The organism is Marinobacter sediminum (assembly GCF_016820575.1).
In the GTDB taxonomy this organism is placed as follows: domain Bacteria; phylum Pseudomonadota; class Gammaproteobacteria; order Pseudomonadales; family Oleiphilaceae; genus Marinobacter; species Marinobacter sediminum.
Window position 1 is genome coordinate 1,258,022 of sequence record NZ_JAEMQH010000002.1, and the last position, 21,450, is coordinate 1,279,471.

Annotated in this window: 20 protein-coding genes and 1 tRNA gene; 9 read left to right on the plus strand and 12 right to left on the minus strand. The window is 57.6% G+C overall.

Annotated elements, in window-relative coordinates:
* Positions 1-45: 45 nt before the first annotated feature.
* From FGO67_RS12480 to FGO67_RS12505, 6 genes are all read right to left on the minus strand, one after another.
* Positions 46-1,023 carry a tRNA dihydrouridine synthase gene (locus FGO67_RS12480; RefSeq protein ID WP_203300982.1) on the minus strand — a complete coding sequence of 326 codons (978 nt, stop codon included), beginning with the start codon at positions 1,021-1,023 and terminating at the stop codon, positions 46-48.
* 281 nt (positions 1,024-1,304) lie between these two features.
* On the minus strand, positions 1,305-1,523 hold the full coding sequence (locus FGO67_RS12485) for a DUF2835 domain-containing protein (protein WP_203300983.1): 219 nt from the start codon (positions 1,521-1,523) through the stop codon (positions 1,305-1,307).
* Between the two features lie 5 nt (positions 1,524-1,528).
* Positions 1,529-3,421 (minus strand): molecular chaperone HtpG, encoded by a 1,893-nt coding sequence (gene htpG, locus FGO67_RS12490; RefSeq protein WP_203300984.1) that lies wholly within the window; start codon positions 3,419-3,421, stop codon positions 1,529-1,531.
* A 220-nt stretch (positions 3,422-3,641) separates the two neighbouring features.
* Positions 3,642-4,076, minus strand: a complete 435-nt coding sequence (locus tag FGO67_RS12495) for a PaaI family thioesterase (protein ID WP_203300985.1) — start codon at positions 4,074-4,076, stop codon at positions 3,642-3,644.
* Positions 4,073-4,573 carry a PaaI family thioesterase gene (locus FGO67_RS12500; RefSeq protein ID WP_203300986.1) on the minus strand — a complete coding sequence of 167 codons (501 nt, stop codon included), beginning with the start codon at positions 4,571-4,573 and terminating at the stop codon, positions 4,073-4,075. Before FGO67_RS12500 ends, FGO67_RS12495 begins: the two co-directional genes overlap by 4 nt.
* 26 nt (positions 4,574-4,599) lie before the next feature.
* Complete coding sequence (locus tag FGO67_RS12505) at positions 4,600-5,331, minus strand: DUF599 domain-containing protein (RefSeq protein WP_203300987.1); 732 nt, start codon at positions 5,329-5,331, stop codon at positions 4,600-4,602.
* 202 nt (positions 5,332-5,533) lie between these two features.
* Here FGO67_RS12505 and FGO67_RS12510 point away from each other — a divergent pair, with 202 nt between their 5' ends.
* From FGO67_RS12510 to FGO67_RS12525, 4 genes are all read left to right on the plus strand, one after another.
* Positions 5,534-6,811, plus strand: coding sequence for a M48 family metalloprotease (locus FGO67_RS12510; RefSeq protein WP_203300988.1), 1,278 nt, complete (start codon positions 5,534-5,536; stop codon positions 6,809-6,811).
* Positions 6,812-6,992: 181 nt separating this feature from the next.
* The gene (locus FGO67_RS12515; RefSeq protein ID WP_203300989.1) at positions 6,993-7,538 is read left to right on the plus strand and encodes a hypothetical protein; all 546 of its coding nucleotides are present in this window, start codon (positions 6,993-6,995) and stop codon (positions 7,536-7,538) included.
* Positions 7,538-8,725 carry an iron-containing alcohol dehydrogenase gene (locus FGO67_RS12520; protein ID WP_203300990.1) on the plus strand — a complete coding sequence of 396 codons (1,188 nt, stop codon included), beginning with the start codon at positions 7,538-7,540 and terminating at the stop codon, positions 8,723-8,725. The genes FGO67_RS12515 and FGO67_RS12520 overlap by 1 nt, the downstream gene beginning before the upstream one ends.
* A gap of 128 nt (positions 8,726-8,853) precedes the next feature.
* Positions 8,854-9,630 carry a substrate-binding periplasmic protein gene (locus tag FGO67_RS12525; RefSeq protein WP_238942354.1) on the plus strand — a complete coding sequence of 259 codons (777 nt, stop codon included), beginning with the start codon at positions 8,854-8,856 and terminating at the stop codon, positions 9,628-9,630.
* Positions 9,631-9,638: 8 nt separating this feature from the next.
* Here FGO67_RS12525 and FGO67_RS12530 read toward each other — a convergent pair whose 3' ends face one another.
* Positions 9,639-12,125, minus strand: coding sequence for an ABC transporter permease (locus FGO67_RS12530; protein WP_203300991.1), 2,487 nt, complete (start codon positions 12,123-12,125; stop codon positions 9,639-9,641).
* Positions 12,125-12,844, minus strand: a complete 720-nt coding sequence (locus tag FGO67_RS12535; RefSeq protein WP_203301211.1) for an ABC transporter ATP-binding protein — start codon at positions 12,842-12,844, stop codon at positions 12,125-12,127. Before FGO67_RS12535 ends, FGO67_RS12530 begins: the two co-directional genes overlap by 1 nt.
* A 63-nt stretch (positions 12,845-12,907) precedes the next feature.
* Between FGO67_RS12535 and FGO67_RS12540 the strand changes: the two genes are divergently transcribed.
* Positions 12,908-13,540, plus strand: a complete 633-nt coding sequence (locus FGO67_RS12540) for an arylesterase (protein ID WP_203300992.1) — start codon at positions 12,908-12,910, stop codon at positions 13,538-13,540.
* A 30-nt stretch (positions 13,541-13,570) separates the two neighbouring features.
* Here FGO67_RS12540 and FGO67_RS12545 read toward each other — a convergent pair whose 3' ends face one another.
* Positions 13,571-14,578, minus strand: coding sequence for a YheT family hydrolase (locus FGO67_RS12545; RefSeq protein WP_203300993.1), 1,008 nt, complete (start codon positions 14,576-14,578; stop codon positions 13,571-13,573).
* A gap of 123 nt (positions 14,579-14,701) precedes the next feature.
* On the opposite strand from FGO67_RS12545, the gene FGO67_RS12550 reads away from it, so the two are divergent.
* Positions 14,702-14,777 (plus strand) — tRNA-Asn (locus tag FGO67_RS12550).
* Between the two features lie 56 nt (positions 14,778-14,833).
* On the opposite strand, the gene FGO67_RS12555 is transcribed toward FGO67_RS12550, so the two are convergent.
* Complete coding sequence (locus FGO67_RS12555; RefSeq protein WP_203300994.1) at positions 14,834-16,123, minus strand: M18 family aminopeptidase; 1,290 nt, start codon at positions 16,121-16,123, stop codon at positions 14,834-14,836.
* A gap of 122 nt (positions 16,124-16,245) precedes the next feature.
* Here FGO67_RS12555 and FGO67_RS12560 point away from each other — a divergent pair, with 122 nt between their 5' ends.
* Positions 16,246-16,731 carry a hypothetical protein gene (locus tag FGO67_RS12560; RefSeq protein WP_203300995.1) on the plus strand — a complete coding sequence of 162 codons (486 nt, stop codon included), beginning with the start codon at positions 16,246-16,248 and terminating at the stop codon, positions 16,729-16,731.
* 117 nt (positions 16,732-16,848) lie between these two features.
* The gene (locus tag FGO67_RS12565; RefSeq protein ID WP_203300996.1) at positions 16,849-17,469 is read left to right on the plus strand and encodes an outer membrane beta-barrel protein; all 621 of its coding nucleotides are present in this window, start codon (positions 16,849-16,851) and stop codon (positions 17,467-17,469) included.
* Between the two features lie 3 nt (positions 17,470-17,472).
* Here the strand turns inward: FGO67_RS12565 and rlmKL are convergent, their stop codons facing one another.
* Complete coding sequence (rlmKL, locus tag FGO67_RS12570) at positions 17,473-19,647, minus strand: bifunctional 23S rRNA (guanine(2069)-N(7))-methyltransferase RlmK/23S rRNA (guanine(2445)-N(2))-methyltransferase RlmL (RefSeq protein ID WP_203300997.1); 2,175 nt, start codon at positions 19,645-19,647, stop codon at positions 17,473-17,475.
* Positions 19,648-19,962: 315 nt separating this feature from the next.
* On the opposite strand from rlmKL, the gene rmf reads away from it, so the two are divergent.
* The gene (gene rmf / locus FGO67_RS12575; RefSeq protein WP_094191138.1) at positions 19,963-20,175 is read left to right on the plus strand and encodes a ribosome modulation factor; all 213 of its coding nucleotides are present in this window, start codon (positions 19,963-19,965) and stop codon (positions 20,173-20,175) included.
* A gap of 180 nt (positions 20,176-20,355) precedes the next feature.
* On the opposite strand, the gene FGO67_RS12580 is transcribed toward rmf, so the two are convergent.
* Entirely contained in the window at positions 20,356-21,402 is a 1,047-nt protein-coding gene (locus FGO67_RS12580) for a quinone-dependent dihydroorotate dehydrogenase (protein WP_203300998.1), read from the minus strand.
* Between the last annotated feature and the right edge of the window lie 48 nt (positions 21,403-21,450).

A 21,450-nucleotide genomic window follows, 5' to 3' on the forward strand; every position in this document is an offset into this window, starting at 1 on the left:
TGGCAACCAGGGAGGAAAAGCGATCGCAGGAAGATTAAAGGATCATCAGGCGGCTCGAATACCGGAGCTGTCTGAAACAGCGCCCTGTTCCAGGCACGCCATCATCGGAGCGACTTCCCGAATCTTTCTAGCCTGGGGCCAGATTGCCTCAGCTTCGGTGAAGCCCAGCCGGAGGAAATTCATCCATTGTTTTATGCGCCCGGTTACGTAGCGGTCTTCCAGCCAACCTTGCAGGACTTCGGCGTACTCCCGAACTAGAGCAACTGCCTCCGGCCAGGTCATGTCAGCAATCTCGTCACCACGCTGGCTGGCTTTGATTTTGCGGGCCAGATCAGGCCGGGCAATCAGCCCTCGACCGATCATGACATCGTCACAGCCAGAAACCTCGCGGCACCGCCAGTAATCGTCAACGGTCCAGATCTCGCCATTGGCAATCACCGGGGTTGCCACCGCGTTACGCACTTTCGCAATCTCTTCCCAGTAGGCCGGCGGCTTGTAGCCATCAACCTTGCTCCGGGCGTGAATTACGATTTCGGCCGCACCGGCTGCTTCCAGGGCTTGGCCACAGGCGACGCCCATGGAGCGGTCGTCGTAGCCAAGCCGCATCTTGGCAGTTACCGGAATAGCGTCTGGCACCGCCCGGCGCACGGCCGCAGCAATTTCGTGCATCAGCTCGGGTTCCCGCATCAGTACGCAGCCGCCTTTGTGCTTGTTGACGGTTTTGGCCGGGCAGCCAAAGTTAATGTCCACCTGGGTTGCACCAAGCTCAACAGCCCGGGCGCCGTGCAACCCCATCTGCTTGGGGTCAGAACCCAGCAACTGCAACGCCACCGGCGTACCGACCCGGGTCAGCGACTGGTTGTAGAGTTCGGGTGCGTACTTGTAGAAAACACGGGGGGGCAGCATGCCGTGGGTCACGCGAACAAACTCGGTAACGCACCGGTCTATGCCGCCAACTTTGGTCAGCGTTTCACGGATGGGTGCATCTACCAGCCCCTCCATAGGGGCGAGGATTACTCGCATGTCGGCTCCGGACGTGGTTAAAGATTGAGCGGGCCGGCATTGTAGTCAGTTTTTGGGACAGAATGAAGCGTGGCAAACCACGCCAGGGGCCTACTGGGACATCGCGTAATTGACGCAGTAATCCGCCAGCACCTTACTTTGTTGTTGCCATTGTTCGGACCAGGACGCCATCCAACGAACCATCACACAACTCCCTTTCCAGTGTGGATACTCGAAGAATAGTCAATGCTCAGCCACTGTGGGAAATAAAGGAAAGAAAAACTAACGGTAGGTATTAGCTATCAAAGCCGCTCGATGCCTGCAAACTTGCCCTGACCATCGAACAGGATACGGAAGGATCCGCGCACACCATCGCGCAGGTAAAAACGGGAGAGAATACGGGCCGGGAAACGGACAGAACGTCCGTCCCGGGCCGTGGTGTGAACGTCGGTGGCAACGCCCTGATAGAGTTTGATCCACTCATCAGGACTGATGCTGATGTCCACAATAATCTGCTGCATAGGGCTTAGTTAGCCAGTTCCAGCAACAGACGGTTTAGGCGGGTGACATAAGCGCCCGGGTCTTCCAGCTGCTCGCCACTGGCCAGGGTAGCCTGATCCAGCAGTACCGCAGACAGTTCGCCAAAGCGCTCCTCGCCCTTTTCATTTTCCAGGCGCTGAACCAGCGGGTGGTCCACGTTGATTTCAAAGATTGGCTTGCTGTCCGGCACTTTCTGACCAGCAGCTTCCATGATCTTCTTCATCTGGGCACCCATGTCGAAGTCGCCCACAACCAGGCACGCCGGGGAGTCAGTCAGGCGGTTGGTCACACGAACTTCCTGCACTCGGTCGCTCAGCGCTGTCTTGATGCGCTCGAGCAGATCCTTGTGCTCCTCGGCAGCCTCTTCTTTGTGCTTCTTGTCCTCTTCGGTCTCTACTTCGCCAAGATCGAGGTCACCACGAGCAACGTCCTGGAACTGCTTGCCGTCGTACTCGTTCAGGTAACCCATCATCCACTCGTCGATGCGATCCGACAGAATCAGCACCTCGATGCCCTTCTTGCGGAAGACTTCCAGATGCGGGCTGCTCTTGGCGGCCATGAAGTTGTCAGCAGTGATGTAGTAGATCTTCTTCTGACCATCTTTCATCCGGCCGATGTAATCGTCCAGAGACACTGACTGGGCACTTTCGCCGGTGTGGGTGGTGGCAAAGCGCAACAGGCCGGCAATCTTCTCTCGGTTGCTGAAGTCTTCTGCCGGGCCTTCTTTTAGCACGGTACCGAACTCACCCCAGAACTTCTGGTAGTGCTCCGGATCCTTCTTGGCCAGCTTGGACAGCATGTCCAACACCCGCTTGGTCAGTGCGGTGCGGATGCTTTCCACGGTGCTGTCGTTCTGGAGAATCTCACGAGACACGTTCAGGGACAGATCGTTGGAATCAATCACACCCTTGGCAAAGCGCAGGTACAGCGGTAGGAACTGCTCGGCGTCGTCCATGATGAAGACACGCTGAACGTAAAGCTTCAGGCCACGCGGCGCTTCGCGGTTGTACAGGTCAAACGGCGCACGAGCCGGGATATACAGCAGGCTGGTGTAGTCCAACTTGCCTTCCACCTTGTTGTGGGACCAAGTAAGCGGGTCCTCAAAATCGTGCGCGATGTGCTTGTAGAACTCTTTGTACTCTTCGTCTTTGATCTCGGTACGCGGCAGTGTCCACAGCGCAGTGGCATCGTTGACGGTTTCGTCTTTGCCCTTCTCTTCCTCGTCTTCCGACTCGGACTTCATGACGACCGGGAACGAGATGTGGTCAGAGTACTTCTTCACAAGGTTGCGAAGACGGAAGCCATCGGCAAATTCGCTGGCGTCTTTCTTCAGGTGGATAACAATCTCGGTACCCCGGTTCTCGCGGTTCACCTGCTCGATGGAGAACTCGCCGTCGCCCTTGGACTCCCAGTGCACGCCCTCTTCGGCTGGCGCACCGGCACGGCGGGTAAAGACGTCTACCTTGTCGGCGACGATAAAGGCCGAGTAGAAACCCACACCAAACTGACCGATCAGCTTGCTGTCCTTTTTCTCATCACCGGACAGCTGCTTCAGGAACTCTGCGGTGCCGGAACGAGCAATGGTACCCAAGTTCTCGATCACGTCGTCACGGCTCATGCCGATACCGTTATCGGCCAGCGTGATGGTGTTCGCCTCTTTGTCGTAGTCGAGGCGGATCTTCAGTTCCGGATCGTTTTCGTACAGACCATCGTCTTTCAGTGCCGCGAAACGCAGTTTGTCTTCGGCGTCTGAGGCATTTGAAATCAGCTCACGAAGGAAGATTTCCTTGTTGGAATAGAGGGAGTGGATCATCAGGTGAAGCAGCTGCTTCACTTCGGTCTGAAAACCCAGGGTCTCTTTTTGCGACTCAACCGTCATGGCTTATGTGTCTCCTACATTCAACGTTTGGTGAGGACTCGGGTGCGCAAAACTTTCCAGAACACGCTGTAAATACATCCCTGTACGCTCGGCTCCGCCATCCATGGCTCCGCACGGTTCTGGAAAGCCCTGCGCACCCGTGTCATCCGACTACGGAATTAACTTGCAGACAAAAGTGGGGGCATGCCGGGGCATTTCAAGCCCCGGTATCGGAGGGAGATTAGTCTTCGAGGAGAAAGTGCGCCCGAGCCGTGGCAATGGGCTGAGCACGGGATTTCTGCCAGGCGGTGACCATCACATTCGCAACACGGTTACCCTGTCGGGTAAGCCGGCATTCGGCGTAAGTTTCGCGGTTCAGGCCTGCCCGCAGGTAATCCAGGGAGAAGTCGACGATACGCGGCATTCGCATGCTGTCCTGGGACATCATCAGGTAGATCGCGGCCGAGAGTTCCATGAACCCACCGATGACCCCACCATGAATGGCAGGCAGGATGGGATTGCCGATATTTTCCTCTTTCTTAGGCAGGCGGAAAATCAGGTCGTCACCGAACTGATCGCACTCCAGACCAATGAAGGTGGCATAAGGGATACTCTCCAAAAAACGGGTGAAATCCCCGGTTTCACGGGTGTGACGATAGATCTCCGGATCGGTCATTGGGCACCTCCGGTAATCAGGTCACGGTAATGCTTCGGCGTTGCTTCCTGGCCAATGCGCATGAAAGTACCCACGCAGTTGGCAATGGTCTCAATTTCGTTCAGTTCAGCACCGCCCTGCTCGTCGCACTTCTGGTAGGCCTCACACCGGGTAAAAATGATGTTGCGGGTAACCTTGTAGGTTTCGGCGCGGGCGTAGACCGGCTTGTGGGGTGCTGCAGGGCGCATGTAATCCACCCGCAAATCCAGCGTTGGACACAGCTCGAACTCGTCCAGAGCGCACAGGATTACCGAGCCGGAGGTTGTGTCCATCAGGGTGGTAATGGCACCGCCATGGATAACGCCGGTATCCGGGTTACCAATAATACGATCGCTGTATGGCAGGCACAGCGTCAGGCTGCCTTCCCTGGCCTCAATTACCGACAGGCCAAGTTCCTTGGCCTGTTTCAGGGTGTCGATAAACCGGGCAACCCGGTCTAGTCGGATGTCGTCATTCATTGAGAGCGAACCTGTGGATCAAAGATTTATTTGGGTGTTTTCTCGGCTTTGGCTGGCGCTTCTTCGTCAAACACCTTCCCGGAACGCAAAGCGCCGAGGGCGTCAGAGCAGAACTCCCGCCGATACAGAACCACCACCACCAGTGTGGACCCGGCAATGAAGACCAGCGGGTGTATAAACCAACCGACAACCGCCATGGCGTAATAGTAGGATCTCAAGCCAAGGTTGAAAGCGTCGCCAGCCAGGTTGCAGACATTGCCCGCACTGCGCGCGAAGGCCTCGCGCCCGGCAGGGCTGGTCTTGGTGTCGTCCGGTGGCGGCGCGCTGCCCACCATCACGGACACGAAGTTGTACATCCGCATGGACCAGGTGAACTTGAAGAAAGCGTAGATGAACACCACCAGCAACAGCACCATCCGGAGCTCCCAGATTTCACGGCTGGGCAAGGTGCCGAATGGCAGGGTGCTGAATACCTCCATCACTTCCTGGGTATAACCCAGGGCGGTGATGATACCCGCCAGGATCAGAAGACAACTGGACGCGAAAAAGGCACCATTACGCTCAAGGTTACCCACCACCGAAGCATCTGCGATGCGGTTTTCACGGCGTAGCATCACACGCATCCAGTCTTCCCGATACATATCCAGCGTATTAGAAAGGCACGGACGGTCACTTGCCCGACGCCGGGAGTACACGGTGTACCCCAGCCAGCAGGTCAGAAACCAGAGCAACGCAATTACTTCGAGAATATTACCCATAGGCCGCCTTTGGTAGAAAATGCACAATCAAATGGTGCTGGAACAGGCACTTATAATACGCTAAGGGCCTTTACGTCACCAGAACGACGGGGGATTTTCAGGCCGCCCCAGCCATGCAATCATGTAGCTAACGTGAAGGACACGATGAGGCGATAAGACTCCGATCTGTCCGCCTGGAAGCCATTCAAAAAGGGAGTTTCGTGTGAATCAGTACCTCTTGCAACGCTGCATCGCCCCGGTAGTGGTGGCGCTGTCGCTGACCGCTTGTTCGGTCAATCCGGTTACCGGTGAAAAACAGTTATCGCTGATCCCGGAAAGCCAGGAACTGTCCATGGGCGCGGAGCAATACACCCCGACCCAGCAAACCCAGGGTGGTCAGTTCTACATGGATCCGGAACTCGCTCTTTATGTTCGCGAGGTTGGCCAGAAACTGGCGGAGGTCAGTGACCGGCCGGATTTGCCCTATGAGTTTGTAGTGCTGAACAGCAGCACGCCGAATGCCTGGGCGCTGCCCGGCGGTAAAATTGCCATTAACCGGGGCCTGCTGACCAAGTTGGACGACGAAGCACAGCTGGCCTCCGTCCTCGGCCATGAAATTGTCCATGCCGCTGCCCGTCACAGTGTTCAACGTATGCAGCAAAGCATGTTGATCAGCGCCGGCGTTGCCGGCCTGGGCTTTGCCCTGTCCGACAATGAGTGGGCTGGCGTGCTGATGGGCGGTGCGGCGCTGGGCGCCCAACTAGCGCTGGCGCAGTACAGCCAGTCGGACGAACTTGAGTCCGACTACTACGGCATCCTGTATATGAAAAAGGCGGGCTACGACCCCACCGCCGCGGTTGAACTGCAGCAGCTGTTCCTCGAGCTGTCAGAAGGTCGTGATAGCAGCTTCATTCAAGGCATGTTTGCCACACACCCGCCGTCAGCAAAACGGGTTCAGCGAAATCGGGAACTGGTCGACGAGATTGGAGTTGGCGGCTATCGGGGCGAGGATGTCTACGAGCGCAAGCTGGCGACCCTCCGCAAACTCCAGCCTGCCTATGACGCCCACGACGAGGCCCTCAAACTGGCCTCGGACGGCAATATGGACGCAGCCCTGAAAAAGGTCAACGAGGCCATTCGACTGGCCCCGGATGAGGCCATGTTCTATACCCTGCGCGGCCGGATCTACAACGAGCAGGAGAAGCTGCAACAAGCCTCAGACGATTTCGACAAGGCTGTATCGCTGTACCCGGAAATGTTCGTGTATAGGATCTATAACGGTCTGAATGCGTTGGAGCTGAACAACCTCGATAAGGCCCGCACTAACCTTGAGCGCGCCAACCAGGTGGTACCCACTTCTATCGCTTACCTGCGCCTGGGCGACATCGCCGCGCGGCAGAACCGCCGGGACGAGGCCATCGCCTATTACGGCAAGGCAGCCGAAGCAGGCGGTGAGATCGCCAAGGAAGCCCAGCAGAAACTCGAGGCGCTCAGAAACTAGGCCCCAAATTGAACGAAACGAATTGAGCAAAAAGAGCCGACGGAGCCCCTCCGCCGGCTCTTTTTTTACGGTTTCTCCATGAGTTGACCGCACTGACGCCCATTACCTGTCATCACTACATTGACTTTTAGAGCAATAACTCTAAAAATCAGATTACACAAACAACAAGTGGATGGCAGCAATGCTGGCGAAACGTATCCAACCAATGGTATCCCAGGCTCGACGCCTGTATGTCGAGCTGATGTTCCAGGTAATGGGACGGGCCCTTCAGGCCGTGAGTGAAGTCGATGATGCAGTAAAAAAAGAGACCCAGGCCCTGCCAGCGGGTTTCCTTTTCGAAATGATGGTGATGCCGAACGGTCCGCGTCTGATTGTGGAACATACCGGTCTGGGACGCCTTCATTACCACGGCGCCTCTGCGCCCCGACCGGTCGATCTGTCGATTCAGTTCAAGCACATCGCCCACGCCTTTCTGGTTCTGTCGTTTCAGGAGAAGACGGCGGTGGCCTTTGCCAATGACCGAATGCTGGTAGACGGCGACATCAGTTACGCCGTGCGCATGACCCGTGTGCTGAACCGGCTGGAATCGTTCATTCTGCCCAAACTCATTGCCGAACGAGCAGTCAAGGAATACCCCAGCAATCTGCACCTGCCGCACAAGCTGATCAGTGCAGTGCGAATCTACCTGAAAGTTGCCACTAATTTTGTTGAGACGGTGAGAGCGTAATGACCCAAAAATATTATGAGTTCTTCTGCCCGGTCAAAGTCATCGCCGGCAAATCCGCCCTTGAGCACATTCCCTACGAGCTCACGGGTCTGGCCGCAAAGCGGCCAATGATCGTGACCGACAAGGGCGTTCGGGCAGCGGGCTTGCTGGATCCGGTCATCGCCGCCTGTGAAGAGAGTGGTCTGGAGATCGTCACCATTTACGATGACGTGCCGCCGGATTCCTCCACAACCGTAGTTCGGGACATCGCCGGCATCTATCGCCAGGAAAAGTGCGACTCGATCATCGCCGTAGGCGGCGGCTCTGCCATCGATACTGGCAAGGCCGTAAACATTCTGGTATCTGAGGGTGGCGATGACATCGCCAAGTACAGCGGTGCCGGTGTTATCAAACACCCGCTGAAGCCGTTCTTCGTGGTGCCCACCACTGCCGGCACCGGGTCTGAGGTAACTTCCGTTGCCGTCATCACCGACGAAGCCAAGGGCGTGAAACTGCCCTTCACGTCGTCGTTCCTGCTGCCCAATGCGGCCATCATTGATCCCCGCATGACCCTGACCCTGCCACCGCACATCACCGCCGCAACCGCCATGGACGCCATGACCCATGCCGTTGAGGCGTTCACCTGCATGGCCAAGAATCCGCTCAGCGATGCCTATGCCACCGCTGCCGTGAAGAAAGTCAGTCGGTCGCTGCTGTCCGTCATGGACAACCCGAAAGACGTGGATGGCCGACTCGAACTTGCCCAGGCGTCCACCATGGCCGGCATTGCCTTCTCCAACTCCATGGTTGGTCTGGTGCACGCCTTGGGCCACGCGACCGGCGCTATCTGCCACCTGCCCCACGGCCTGTGCATGAGTCTTTACCTGCCGTACGTGCTCGAGTACAACCTCGAGACCATACGCGAACCGCTGGGCGACTTACTGCTGTCACTCGAGGGCCCTGAGGTGTTCTCGGCAACGCCAGCAGCCCGCCGGGCCGAAGCCAGCATCTCGGCGCTGCGCAAGCTGCGGGACCAACTGCACAAGCGCTGCCAGTTGCCCCGCACACTCAAGGAAACCGGTAAGGTCTCCGAAGACCAACGAAACCAGATTGCAGAGATGGCCCTGGACGACGGTGCCATCATGTTCAATCCAAAAGAAGTTTCCCTGGAGGACGCCCGAGCGGTATTGCAACGGGCCTGGGCCTAATCTCCTCCCGCCAGGGGCCTTATCCGGTCCCTGGCTCCCTATCATTGAAGTTTCCCCGCAAAAACGTGACACTGATTCCTACACTGGCAGGACGGCCGGACACTTTCCAGTAACAAGGGTCCAGCATAATGATGAGAAATCGGTCGAACCGACTGGCCTATTTCCCACAACTGGTTATTACCTTCGTGTGGGTCTTGGCCCTCAGCTTTAACACCAGCGCGGCCTCACATCAGAAAACCTTCCGCTTCAACGTTTCTCCTAACGGCTATCCACCGTACCTGATTGTTGAGCAGGAACAGCCTTCCGGAATTATTTGGGATGTCGTCTCACTGATTGGTCAGCGACTAAACTATAACGTCGTGCCCAAAAAAGTACCCAGAAAGCGCGTCGACCAGATGTTGCTGGACGGGGTGATAGACGGAACCTCACGAGCCCGTGAGTGGACCGAAAACCCCAACCGTTTCCTGTTCACCGATTCGGTGGTGCCCATTGAAGAAGTGTTCTTTGTGCCCAGGGAATCGAAGCTGGAATACCGATCCCCGCAAGATCTTTATTCGAAAACCGTGGTGACCCACCTGGGCTATCACTATCCGGAACTTCAGGTTCATTTTGATGCGGGAAACATCCGCCGTTTCGATGTTCCCAAGGATCAGGACATGTTTACTTTTGTCCTTCACGGAGACCGGTTTGACGCCGCTGTCGCCGACCGGCTAGTAGGCCAGTGGATACTTAAAAAACAAGGTCTTCAGGACCAATTCCGGAGCACTCGCCGGGGCATTAGCCAGGTTGATTTTCGGATCATGCTGCGGAAAGACTCGAAAGCGTTTGTTGATGCCTTCAATGCAGAGTTAAAGAGCATCCGCGAGAACGGCGAACTGGACGCCATCCTCGCGAAATATCGCTAGCCTGCCGATTACTCCAGCCGACGAAGCAACAACATCGGCGACACATTCAGCACCGGGCGCAATTGCCAACGGCCAAAGAACGCCAGCACCAGGGCGCTGATCAGCGGCACCGGCAAGACCACCTGCCAGTGCCAGCTGAATGAGCCCTCAAACATCCGGAACTGCAACGCCCAGACCGCGACTTCCGCGGCCGCGACACCCAACACCCCGGCGAAACCACCCAGCAGGGCAAACTCCAGCATCGTACTGCGCACCAACAACGACTGCCGGCCGCCCAAGGTCCGAAGCAAGGCCCCCTCTCTCTGCCGGTCATGCAGGGTGGCACTCACCACGGCCGCCATCACCACCAGTGCCGCAGCCAGAATCAGAGCCAGTATCGCCTCGATGGCCTGAGTGACTTGGCGAACGATCTGCTGGATGCGGTCAATGATGTGATCAATCTCCAGCACCGAAATGGTCGGGAAGCTCCTGGAGAACGCATTCAATGCCGTCTTCTCATCCGACGGCAGATAGAAACTGGTGATCCAGGTGGCCGGCATGTCGGTCAGGCCGCCATCCGGAGGAAACGCCATGTAAAAATTGGGCTTCATGCTATCCCATTGCACGGTGCGGATGCTGGTAACCGGTTCCGTTACTTTTTCCGAGCCGATGGTGAACGTCAACCGATCACCCAGAGCCAGACCCAGTTTCTCCGCCAATTCGGCTTCAACAGAAACCCCATCAACGTCACCTTGGCCAAACCACTGGCCCTGCACGATCTCGTTATCCTCAGGCAACGCCGACATCCAGGTCAGGTTCAGTTCACGGTTAAGGGCGCCAATTCGCTCATCCTTGCTGACCGCTTCCTTGACCGGCTCGCCATTGAGCTCGGTCAATCGGCCCCTCACCATAGGGTATAACTGGTTTAGCGGTTGTCCGCGCTCCTGCCAGAACGCACCAACCTCTTCCACGGCATCCGGCGCGATGTTGATCAGGAAATGGTTGGGGGCGTTTTCCGGCAGTTGCGCCTGCCAGTCGTTCAGTAACGATGTGCGCACCAACACCAGGGTTGCCGCCAGCATCAGCGTCATGGCAAAAACGGCCATCTGCGACAGGCTGGCCCGACGGTGACGATACAAACCCACAAGTGCCAGGCGCCAGGCATTGCCGCCGCCCCGTACTTTGCGTAACAGGGCAACCAGAAGCCAACCCAGCAGTCCGAGCGCGCCCAACAGCAACGCAAGACCAGCTAACAGCGACACCACCAGGCTAATCTCGCCGGCATACAGCCAAACCAGACCAAAAACCGCAAGGATGGCAATCGCTGCATCCGTCAAAGCACCACGTCCCGCCTCTCCGGGCTGGCTCCGAAGCACTCGCATGGCCGGCACATCCCGCAGCCTGCGAATGGGGGGGTAGGCAAACGCAAACAGGGACACCAGCGCAGTCAACAACGCCGGGATCAGGGCCTGCGGCGACAGGTGGAATTCAACCGGTCGCTCCAACACCTCACTCAGCAATCGGGTAAGCAGCCAGAACAACGGCAGGGCCACCATCAAGCCGCCCACCACGCCAGTTACGCCCCACAGCACCAGTCGGCGCAGATAGAGTCGGCCAATGCCGCGGCTACGCACACCCAGGGTTTTCAGTAGCGCGACGGTGTCCCGCTGCGCCAGCGCGTATTGTCGGCTGGCCACCGCCACGGCCACGGCCGCAAGCAACACCGCAAGGCTGCCACCCAGTAACAAGAAGCGCTCAGCGCGTTCCAGGGACCGAGAGAAGGTCTCGCCATCGCGAACGCCCTCCCACTCGTGGCTGGGCTCCAGACGCGGCTCCAGCCATTGGTAATAGTCTTCAATAACCGTGTCGTCGCCGGCAAACAGGTACACATACTCGACCCGGCTGCCTTCCTGAATCACACCGGTAGAGGTCACGTCGTCGACGTGCATCATTACCCTTGGAGCCAGCGCCGACAGCCGGAACCCTCCATCCGGTTCCCGCACCAGCAACGACGACACTTTGAGATTCCGGTTACCCACTTCCAGAGAATCGCCGATTTCCAGCTCCAACAGGCGCAGCAATCTCGGATTGATCCACACCTCGCCCGGTGGAGGCCCCGAGCGTACCAGCTCTCTGGGCTGCTCCGGAGCAGCCTGGGTTTCAATTTGGCCGCGCAGGGGGTATTCATCGCTGACCGCTTTCACCGAAACCAGCTGGAATCCGCCGGCGCCAAAAACCATGGTGGAAAACTCCACCATGCGACCGGTCTCAAGCCCACGAGACTGCGCCTCGGTGAGCCAGTCAGGCGGTATTTCCCGGCCATTTTCCGCCTCCAGCTGACGGTCTGCCGCCAAAAACGAACTTGCCGACGACACCAGAGTGCGCTGCAACTGCGCCGCAAACAGCGCGATGGTGGCGACCGTGGCCACGGCAATGATGAGTGCTACCAGCACCACCCGTACGTCACGTTCGCGCCAGTCCCGGCGCACTGACATTAATTTCCGTGCAGCGGCCATCAGTGGGTCAACTCCTCGACCGCCGACGGTTCAGTCAATACACCAGCCTCGATGTGGAACTGACGACTGCAGCGCGCCGCGAGATGCTCATCGTGAGTAACCATCACCAGCGTAGTGCCCTGCTCCCGGTTCAGCTCCATCAACAGATCCGACACCGATTGCCCGGTGCGGTTGTCCAGATTGCCGGTGGGTTCATCAGCGAACAGGATGGCAGGATCCGAGGCGAAGGCCCGCGCGATTGCGACTCGCTGCTGTTCTCCCCCGGACAGTTGCCGCGGGCTGTGATTAAGCCGTTCCCCCAACCCCACTCGCTCCAGCAGCTCACGCGCCCGGTCTTCGGGCGCCTCGGAGCCGGCCAGTTCCAGCGGCAGCATTACGTTCTCCAACGCAGACAGCGCCGGAAGCAGCTGGAACGACTGGAAGACAAACCCGACCCGATGGGCACGAAGCTTGGCGCGCTCGTCTTCCGACAACTGGCTGATCATGGCACCATCCAGCTCAACGGTGCCGTCGCTGGGCGTATCCAGCCCCGCCAGCAATCCCAGCAAGGTGGTTTTCCCGGAACCGGAGCGACCAACAATCGCCACCGATTCGCCGCGATTGATTTCCAGACTGACCCCCTGCAAGATCGTTAACGTATCGGTTTCCAGGCGAACCCGGTGCGTCAGGTTGTCGACCCGCAACATCGGTGCTGGACGGTCGGCTTTAACATTGGTCATCTGGTTCACGGACACTCCCGATTCTGGGTTCAAATCAACGGATTTAAGGTACTTAATTTGTTTATGCATACGGCACGGCTGTGGGTCAGATCAATCCTTTTCATTGCACTGACCTGGTTAATGGCATCAGTGGCTCTGGCCAATCAAAACACACTTCTGATAGTGGGCGACAGCCTTAGTGCGGCTTACGGTGTTCCGTCGGACCGGGCCTGGGTTCAGCTGCTGCAGGAACGCCTGAACAACAATGGCCTGAGCCAGTGGAACGTCGTCAATGCCAGCATCAGTGGTGAAACCACCGATGGTGGCGCGCGGCGCCTACCCGGCCTGCTGGCCGATAATAGCCCGGATGTTGTGGTTATTGAGCTTGGCGGCAACGACGGCCTGCGCGGTTTTCCGCCAAACGTCATTGAGTCCAACCTGGCCCAGATGATCACTCAGGTGCAGGATGCAGGTGCCCGGGCCATCCTGGTCGGTATGCAGATCCCGCCGAACTACGGCCAACGCTACACCCAGATGTTCGCTGATATCTTTCCGAAACTGTCAGACCGCTATAACACCGCGCTTGTTCCCTTCTTTTTGCAGGGCGTATACGACCAGGAAGGCATGATGCAGGACGATGGCATTCACCCAAGTGCCGAGGCGCAGCCAAAACTGCTGGAGAACGTGTGGCCGGTGCTCAAACCAGCCCTAAACTGAACCTTCCCTGATCGACTATTCCCTGATCGACTAAGCGCAGATATCGCGGAGAAACGCGATGGCGCGGCGTTCCGACCAGTAATAGCCGTCGCGGGCGTGCTCAACAAAGCCGACATGCCCACCCCAGCGTGGCGCCTCCACGCGCACGTAGGCTCCCAGAAGATTTCGTGATTCCGGAAAGCAGCTGCTAGACAGGAACGGGTCGTCAGCGGCATTGACCATCAACGCTGGCACCCGAATATCCCGGAGCCGCCCAAGCGCGGACGCCTGCGCCCAATAGTCCACGGCGCTGCGGAAGCCATGCAGGGGCGCGGTGTAGCGATCGTCAAACTGATGAAAATTGCGAATAGACTCGAAGCCGGACACGTCGATCAGATCCGGGAATCTTTGCGCTTTTTCGCGCATCTTCCAATGAAGATCCTTCAAGAAACGCTGCATGTAGATGCGCCGCGTTGGCCGGGAGAGCACCTCGGCGCTGCCAGCGAGATCGCACGGCACCGAATAGGTAACAGCACCGCAAATTCGGCTATCGATCCGCTCTCCCTGCTCGCCCAAATACAGCAGGGTCAGGTTGCCACCCATACTGAAGCCGGACAGAAACAGCGTGTCGTAGGTCTTGCCCAGGCCATGGTGGATGACACGCTCGAGATCAGCCGTTGCCCCACTGTGGTAAAACCGGGGCTGCCGGTTCATTACTCCGCCGCACGATCGATAATTCCAGGCCAGCACATCCCAGCCCGCACTCAGAAGGGCTCGGGTAATGCCCAGCACGTAGGGTCGCCGGCTATGCCCTTCCAGACCATGGGAGACAATGGCGAGGCGATTACTGCCCTGGCGATACCAATCCAGGTGAAGTTCATCGTCATCGTCGGTGGGCAGAATCTCGGCCTGGGGCGAGATCATATCGACCTTGCGAAACAGCGTCGGCCAGACCGACTGAATGTGGCCGTTACGTAACCAGGGTGGTGGGTGATACTGCAGGCGGTCCGGCTTTACATTCGCGGGCAAAGGTTGAGGGGCGGATTCGAAAGCAGTCATAACGACACCTCCCTGTCACTACGCACTACTGAACACTGGCTTTCGTACAATTTTTAACCTTTTAATTCAGGGGGTTGACCCGGCTCACCAAAGCACTTAATATGCGCGCCACTCTGATGCTGTTCCCCGATAGCTCAGTTGGTAGAGCAACGGACTGTTAATCCGTTTGTCGCTGGTTCGAGCCCAGCTCGGGGAGCCACTTTTTCCGGAATGCCGCTACTTCATACGAAGCAGCGGCATTTTTCGTTTCAGGCCTCACAAAACCTGTTCGCGCTGCATGAATTCGGTCAACACCCTAAACAGAGTATAGCCATCCTCAGTGCCGATGAGCTCCCGAATCGAATGCATACCGAATTGCGGCACACCAATATCCAGCGTGGTGACACCCAGATTACCTGCCGTAATTGGCCCAATCGTGCTGCCACAGCCCATATCACTGCGCACCACAAACGACTGATGCGGCAAGCCCAGTTCATCGCTGATGTGACGATAAACGGCGGCTGACCGGCTGTTGGTCGCATAACGCTGGTTATGATTGATCTTGATCACCGGCCCCTGGTTCAGCAGCGGTCCATGGTTTTCATCGTGTCGATCCATGTAGTTGGGGTGAATACCGTGGGCATTATCCGCGGAAATCATCATGGAACGGGCAATAGCACGATTCCTGCCGGCACCGCACCAGCGATCCAGAACCGACGACAGAAACGGCCCCTGGGCGCCCTCAGCGGACATACTGCCGACTTCCTCATGGTCATTGCAGACCAACAGCGCGGCTTCGTCGCCAGAGGCGGTCAGTAGAGACTGCAGGCCGATGTAGCAACTGAGCAGGTTATCGAGCCGGGCGGAGGCGATGAATTCATCACGCAGGCCAACAAACGAGGCTTCGCGGGCATCGTAAAAGCTCAGCTCGTAACCAAGCACCTTACGCACCTTCAATCCGGACTCGGTCGCAATCTGCTGGCGCAGTAAGTCGGCAAAGCTGGTGGTGTCGCTTTCTGGCACCTGCATCAGCACCGGCGGCAGATCAGTCTGTGGGTTTACGGTGCGGTTGCTGTTTGCTTCCCGATCGAGGTGGATTGCCAAGCTGGGAATGAACGCTACCGGCTTGCGAAAATTGATCAGGCTGTCCCGAACTTCGCCCGCTTCATCAAGCACGGTAACTCGACCGGCCAGTGACAGATCGCGATCAAACCAGGGGTTCAGCAGCACTCCGCCGTACACTTCGACACCAAGCTGAAAGAATCCTTTGCGACGAACTTCCGGGTTCGGTTTCACCTTCAGACAGGGACTGTCGGTGTGCGCGCCAACCATTCGAATCCCGGAGGCGGCTACATCCCGCTGGCCGGTCCGGAAGGCGACAATGGAAGAGCCGTTGCGAATGACATAATAGCCCTGCCCCGAGGCCAGCGACCAATCGTCCTTTTCGTCGAGCTCGACAAAGCCGGCGGCGTCCAGTCGGTCTTTCATCGTCGACACGGCGTGCCAGGGTGTTGGCGATGAATCCAGAAACTTCAGCAAATCTTTGTTAAATTCAGCGTGTTCCATGATGTCCCTGATTGAATGATAATTGCCACAACAGTATGGCATGAAGCCTTGATGCCTCATACTGGCTGCACGGACATTCCTTATGCCCTAATCACACTCACCCGTCGCAAGCGGAGCTCAGCGTGCAAGCACCCAGATTTCTTGATATCGAATACTGCCAAACCGACGATGCCCTGTTTCCCGTTGCCATGGCTTGGTCCCTGGCCGATGGCCGCATGAAAACCGTGGTGATCAGCCCCGAGGACGCATGGCTGCCGGACGACGGTGACCTGGGTGACTTCGACCTTCGCTACCTGGAAGAACAGGGCGTGCCTCCGCTGGAAATCGCGCGCGAACTGCACGAAGACCTGCCCGACCAGACTGTCTACGTGGACGGTCTGGACCCGGATGAGATTCTGATCGACAAGATTTTCAGCGCCATCGGACAAGATGCCCCTTTCGAAATTGCCCCCATCACCGAGCTGATCACCAGCCTGGACGGTGACACCCTAGAGGATCGCCGCCGTCAGCTAATGATCGACGAAGGCCTGGAACCACAGCTACCGGAAAACGGGGTGTATGCCCTGCTTCTGATGGCCCGCGAAGAAGGCCTGTTCGACGCCGACTGACGCAGACCAGTGCTGACCGGGAACCGACACAGGGAAGTGTGACACGGGTCGACGTAACAAACGGTTACACAGGGCAAGATCAGGTCCGTACCGTTGACGTCAGGAAGCCCGATACTAATGAACAAGGTTGTGCGAACATCCCTGCTTGCCGCGCTGATTCCAGCGACACTGATGACCACTTCGTCTGTTTTCGCCCAGGAAATGGCCTCTGACAAGGCCCGGGAAGACATGCACTACGTGGGATTACTGGCCACGGCCTTTAATCATCGCTCTGTCGGAACCGTGACCAACGAGGCAGCCTGGGGCAATGGCGCCACACTGGTAGTCGGCGGCCACATCACCGATCTGTTTCACGCCGAAATCCGCGCTGGTGGCGGCATCACTGATGCTGACGTACCCAACAGCAACCTGACCCTGGCCATCGACTATTTCGCCAGCTGGTACATCGGCATGCATCACTCGATCACAGACTACGCCAACGTCTACGGCCAGTTCGGTTTTTCCCACCTCAGCGGCAAGTCTGAACTGAAGCGGCCCGAGGCCGCCCAGAACCGCCAGTTTCAACTCTTCGAGGAAGACTTTCCTGGCAGCAGTTTCAGTGTCAGCTGGCTGGTTGGCCTGGACATCGAACTTCTCGACAACACCTACCTCGCCTTCGAAGGCGGCCGGCTGTTCGAAGATACTGAAACGGAGGTGAATACGTTCCAGTTCTCCGGCGGGTTACGCTACGAGTTCTAAAGCTCAGCCCTGATGGCGGATATGCCAGCACCGGTGAATACGGGCGTTACGCTGAAAGTCCTTATCCAGCGTGCTGGAACTGACCTCTTCGATATCAAATTCCGCAGCCAGATCTTCGTCCAGCCTAAAACGACGGAAGTTGTTGGAAAAAATCAGCAAGCCTTCGGAGTTCAGGCGAGCCATGGCCTGGCGCACCAGCCGGCCATGGTCTTTCTGGATATCCAGCACTCCGGCCATTCTCGCTGAGTTGGAAAAGGTCGGGGGATCCATGAATATAAGATCGTAACGCTGATCCAGAGTCGGCTTCGAGGCCAGCCAGGCCAGGCAATCAGCCTGTTCCACAACATGCTTCTTGGGATCTGCCCCATTCAGGGCCAGATTATCCTGGGCCCAGTTCACATAGGTTTTCGACATATCCAGACTCAACGAGCGACTCGCGCCCCCAGCCACAGCGTGCACGGTAGCCGCTCCGGTGTAGCAGAACAGGTTCAGGAAGCGCTGACCCTTGGCATGCTGCTGAATCCAGTGCCGAACAGGCCGATGATCCAGGAACAGGCCGGTGTCCAGATAGTCCTTGAGGTTTACTTTCAGCACACAGCCGTGCTCGTGCACCTGAAAAAAGTCACCGCTGGCGGCCTGCTTTTCGTATTGGCTGGTGCCTGACTGGCGCTGGCGTTGTTTGCACACCATATCCTCTCGCTCGATACCCAGAGCCTCGGGTATCACCGCCAGCGCCTCTGCCAGGCGCTCCCGGGCGGAACGCTCGTCCACGGTCTTCGGAGCAGCGTATTCCTGAACGTGCACCCTGCCCTCGTAGACATCGATGGCCAGGGCAAACTCGGGCATGTCGGCATCGTAGAGACGATAGCAGCCGATGCCCTGCTTGCGGGCCCACTGACCGATGCTCTTGCGGTTTTTCTTCAGCCGGTTTCTGAGCATAGCCGCCCGTTCCTCATTGGCGATCTTGGGCGTGATTTCACCCGGTACGTCCGGCTCGTGGGGCGTCATCGCGCTGGCTTCGTCTACGGTGAACAGCAGCAGCTGGGCGGGCAGCTTGCCATTGAACAACCGGTACTGCTTGTAGCTGCGCAGACCAATGGACTTGCCGTACTCCGGTGTGCCGGTGAACACCCCCAGGCGCCAACCCGGCAGCAGACGCTTAACGGTATCGCCCAGCGCCCGATACAGAGTGCCCAGTTCACGTCGCTCGCTCAGCCGTTCACCGTAAGGCGGGTTGACCAGCACCAAACCTGAGGATGCCCAGTCACCTTCCAGCGCCAGGTCGGCAATCGCGCTACTGTCCACCTGCACCAGGCCCTGCAGCCCAGCCCGTTCAATATTATTCCGGGCGGTCGAAAGCACCCGACTGTCCTGATCAAAACCTGCCATTCTCGGCAATTTTCGCTGCTTGCCTTCATGAGCCCTGCGCTCGGCCTCCTGCCGCAAAGCCAGCCAGAGGTCGGGCTGGTGCCCAAGCCACTTCTCAAACCCGAAATGTTCCTGCTTGCGTCCCGGCGCCAGATCCAGGGCCATCATGGCCGCTTCAATAACCAGAGTGCCGGAACCGCACATGGGATCGACAAAATCGCCACCCTCCTTTGCCAGCTCAGGCCACCCGGCACGCATCAACAGCGCCGCTGCCAGGTTTTCCTTGAGAGGAGCCATGCCCTTTTCGATACGGTAGCCACGCATGTGCAGGCTGTGTCCGCTCAGATCGATGCCCAGCGACAGCCGACCACGATTCAAGCGTGCCGACACCGTGACATCGGGCATCTTGGCCGCCACCGAAGGGCGCTGGCCACCGCTGGCGCGGAATCGGTCCACAATTCCGTCCTTGACCCGCTGGGCCCCGTACTGTGTGTTGCGGATCGCGTCGTTCTGCCCGAGAAAGGTCACCCGGAAACTGCCGTTAACCGGAATGTGCTGCTGCCAGTCCATGTGCACCACGCCGTCATACAGCTGGTCACCACTGGTGGCATCCACCTCGTCCAGATGAAGGATGACCCGGTTGGCCAGGCGCGACCACAGACAGGCTCGGTAACCGCCTTCCAGACTACCCTCCGCCCAGACACCAGCCGGCGCATTACGCACCGGTTCCAGGCCGAAAGTACTGAGTTCGTCTGCCAAAAGGTATTCAACCCCTTTTGGGCAGCTTACGAAAAAGACGGATTTGGACAAGTTCAACTCCTGGTTCACTCGGGTTCGGGTAAGTTTCCGGAATAGCGGACTTTAAGCAGCCAGCCACTCTTCGTTATTTCATACAACTATAAGAAAAGCGTCATATAGATGAAATTATTAGTGTACATCCGCTCGACGTTCGAACTACCTTGTAGGTGACGCGTCGTTCCGGAGGCAAACAAAGGTCTCCGATAACAGGATCCTGACTGCTCTGGCTTGAGCTGACAATAGTGGGTTATCCCGGAATGGGCCCTCTGTCCTCGCCACTGCAGATGTGTACACGCTTGTTCTGTTAATCCATCAGTGAGGAACGGCATGAAAAGACAGAAGAGAGACGTTTTCGCTCGTGCATTCAAACGGGGTTATCTAGCCGGCGTATCAGGTAAACCTAAAGACAGTTGCCCCTCAGAACAAATGGAAGTTCGCCAGGAATGGCTAAACGGGTGGCGTGAAGGCCGCACCGATAACTGGGAGGGCATGACCGGAGTTTCCGGCATCCACAAACTTTCAAACGTCACGTCGGCGTGACAATTCAATACAACCCCGGATCTTGATCTGGTCTTTTGTACACAATTTGAAGCAGTAACTTAAAAACCAAAGTGTAACCCAAACGGGGCCTCCCGCCCCGTACCATGCGAAGAAGCGCCACGGGGTTCATTCCCCGCACGGGCCCGCTAAGCGGGCCCATTTTTTTTGCCTGCTGAAAACTCAGGGCGCTGTCGCTAGCTCACCACCCTGCTCCAGGTGACGAATGGCTTCCACCGCCTCCCGAATCAGCTCGGGGCCACGGTAGATAAACCCGGTATAGATCTGCACCAGCTTGGCACCGGCGCGAATTTTTTCTGCCGCACTCTCGCCATCGGTAATGCCGCCTACCCCAATGATCGGCAGTGCCTCACCCAATTCTGCGTAGAGCCCTTCAATGACTCGCACAGAGGCGGCCCGAACAGGTGCGCCGCTAAGCCCGCCCGCTTCACCCGCGTGCGCGTGACCGGCGACCGCGTCGCGACTAATGGTGGTGTTGGTGGCAATCACCCCATCCAGGCCGGTTTCTTTCATGGCGGAGGCCACAAAGCGAATTCCGTTGTCATCCATATCCGGCGCGATCTTTACCGCGATGGGAACGTAGCGGCCCAGCTGGCTCTGACATTGAAGCTGCTCGTCTTTAATCGACGCCAGCAACTGTTTCAGCGAATCACCAAATTGAAGATCCCGCAGGCCTGGCGTATTGGGCGATGACACGTTGACGGTAATGTAGTCCGCCCGTGTATAAACCGAGCGAATGCCTTTGCGGTAGTCCAATTCCGATTCGTCGTTCGGGGTATCCTTGTTTTTACCCACATTGATACCGAGAACGCCCTGGTAGCGCCGCTGATCTACCCGATCCAACAGGTGCTGTAGACCTTCGTTATTAAAGCCCATGCGATTAATGATCGCCTGATGCTCCGGCAACCTGAACATCCGCGGCTTGGGGTTACCCGGTTGGGCCAGCGGAGTCACGGTACCTACTTCGATAAAACCGAAGCCCAAAGCTCCCAGGGCATCCAGATGATCGGCGTTCTTATCCAGTCCGGCGGCCAATCCCACGGGGTTGGGAAAATCCAGCCCCATAACATTCACTGGCAATGCATCTATTTTGGGCGAGAGTGCATTCAGCAAGCCAATCCGGTTGATCGCATCGAGGCCACTCAGTGCCAGGTTGTGAGCCTGCTCGGGAGGCAGCCGGAAAAGCAGGTTACGAATTAAGCCGTACATCTGAAAACTCCTTGCATTTCGGTGATCGGAGTATACCGGAAGTTGTCC

Excerpts from the sequence above, each read along its gene's own strand:
- FGO67_RS12480 (WP_203300982.1), bottom strand. The coding sequence starts at position 1,023 with ATGCGAGTAATCCTCGCCCCTATGGAGGGGCTGGTAGATGCACCCATC.
- FGO67_RS12485 (WP_203300983.1), bottom strand. The coding sequence starts at position 1,523 with ATGCAGCAGATTATTGTGGACATCAGCATCAGTCCTGATGAGTGGATC.
- htpG (WP_203300984.1), bottom strand. The coding sequence starts at position 3,421 with ATGACGGTTGAGTCGCAAAAAGAGACCCTGGGTTTTCAGACCGAAGTG.
- FGO67_RS12495 (WP_203300985.1), bottom strand. The coding sequence starts at position 4,076 with ATGACCGATCCGGAGATCTATCGTCACACCCGTGAAACCGGGGATTTC.
- FGO67_RS12500 (WP_203300986.1), bottom strand. The coding sequence starts at position 4,573 with ATGAATGACGACATCCGACTAGACCGGGTTGCCCGGTTTATCGACACC.
- FGO67_RS12505 (WP_203300987.1), bottom strand. The coding sequence starts at position 5,331 with ATGGGTAATATTCTCGAAGTAATTGCGTTGCTCTGGTTTCTGACCTGC.
- FGO67_RS12515 (WP_203300989.1), top strand. The coding sequence starts at position 6,993 with ATGCTGGCGAAACGTATCCAACCAATGGTATCCCAGGCTCGACGCCTG.
- FGO67_RS12520 (WP_203300990.1), top strand. The coding sequence starts at position 7,538 with ATGACCCAAAAATATTATGAGTTCTTCTGCCCGGTCAAAGTCATCGCC.
- FGO67_RS12525 (WP_238942354.1), top strand. The coding sequence starts at position 8,854 with ATGATGAGAAATCGGTCGAACCGACTGGCCTATTTCCCACAACTGGTT.
- FGO67_RS12530 (WP_203300991.1), bottom strand. The coding sequence starts at position 12,125 with ATGGCCGCTGCACGGAAATTAATGTCAGTGCGCCGGGACTGGCGCGAA.
- FGO67_RS12535 (WP_203301211.1), bottom strand. The coding sequence starts at position 12,844 with ATGACCAATGTTAAAGCCGACCGTCCAGCACCGATGTTGCGGGTCGAC.
- FGO67_RS12540 (WP_203300992.1), top strand. The coding sequence starts at position 12,908 with ATGCATACGGCACGGCTGTGGGTCAGATCAATCCTTTTCATTGCACTG.
- FGO67_RS12545 (WP_203300993.1), bottom strand. The coding sequence starts at position 14,578 with ATGACTGCTTTCGAATCCGCCCCTCAACCTTTGCCCGCGAATGTAAAG.
- FGO67_RS12555 (WP_203300994.1), bottom strand. The coding sequence starts at position 16,123 with ATGGAACACGCTGAATTTAACAAAGATTTGCTGAAGTTTCTGGATTCA.
- FGO67_RS12565 (WP_203300996.1), top strand. The coding sequence starts at position 16,849 with ATGAACAAGGTTGTGCGAACATCCCTGCTTGCCGCGCTGATTCCAGCG.
- rmf (WP_094191138.1), top strand. The coding sequence starts at position 19,963 with ATGAAAAGACAGAAGAGAGACGTTTTCGCTCGTGCATTCAAACGGGGT.
- FGO67_RS12580 (WP_203300998.1), bottom strand. The coding sequence starts at position 21,402 with ATGTACGGCTTAATTCGTAACCTGCTTTTCCGGCTGCCTCCCGAGCAG.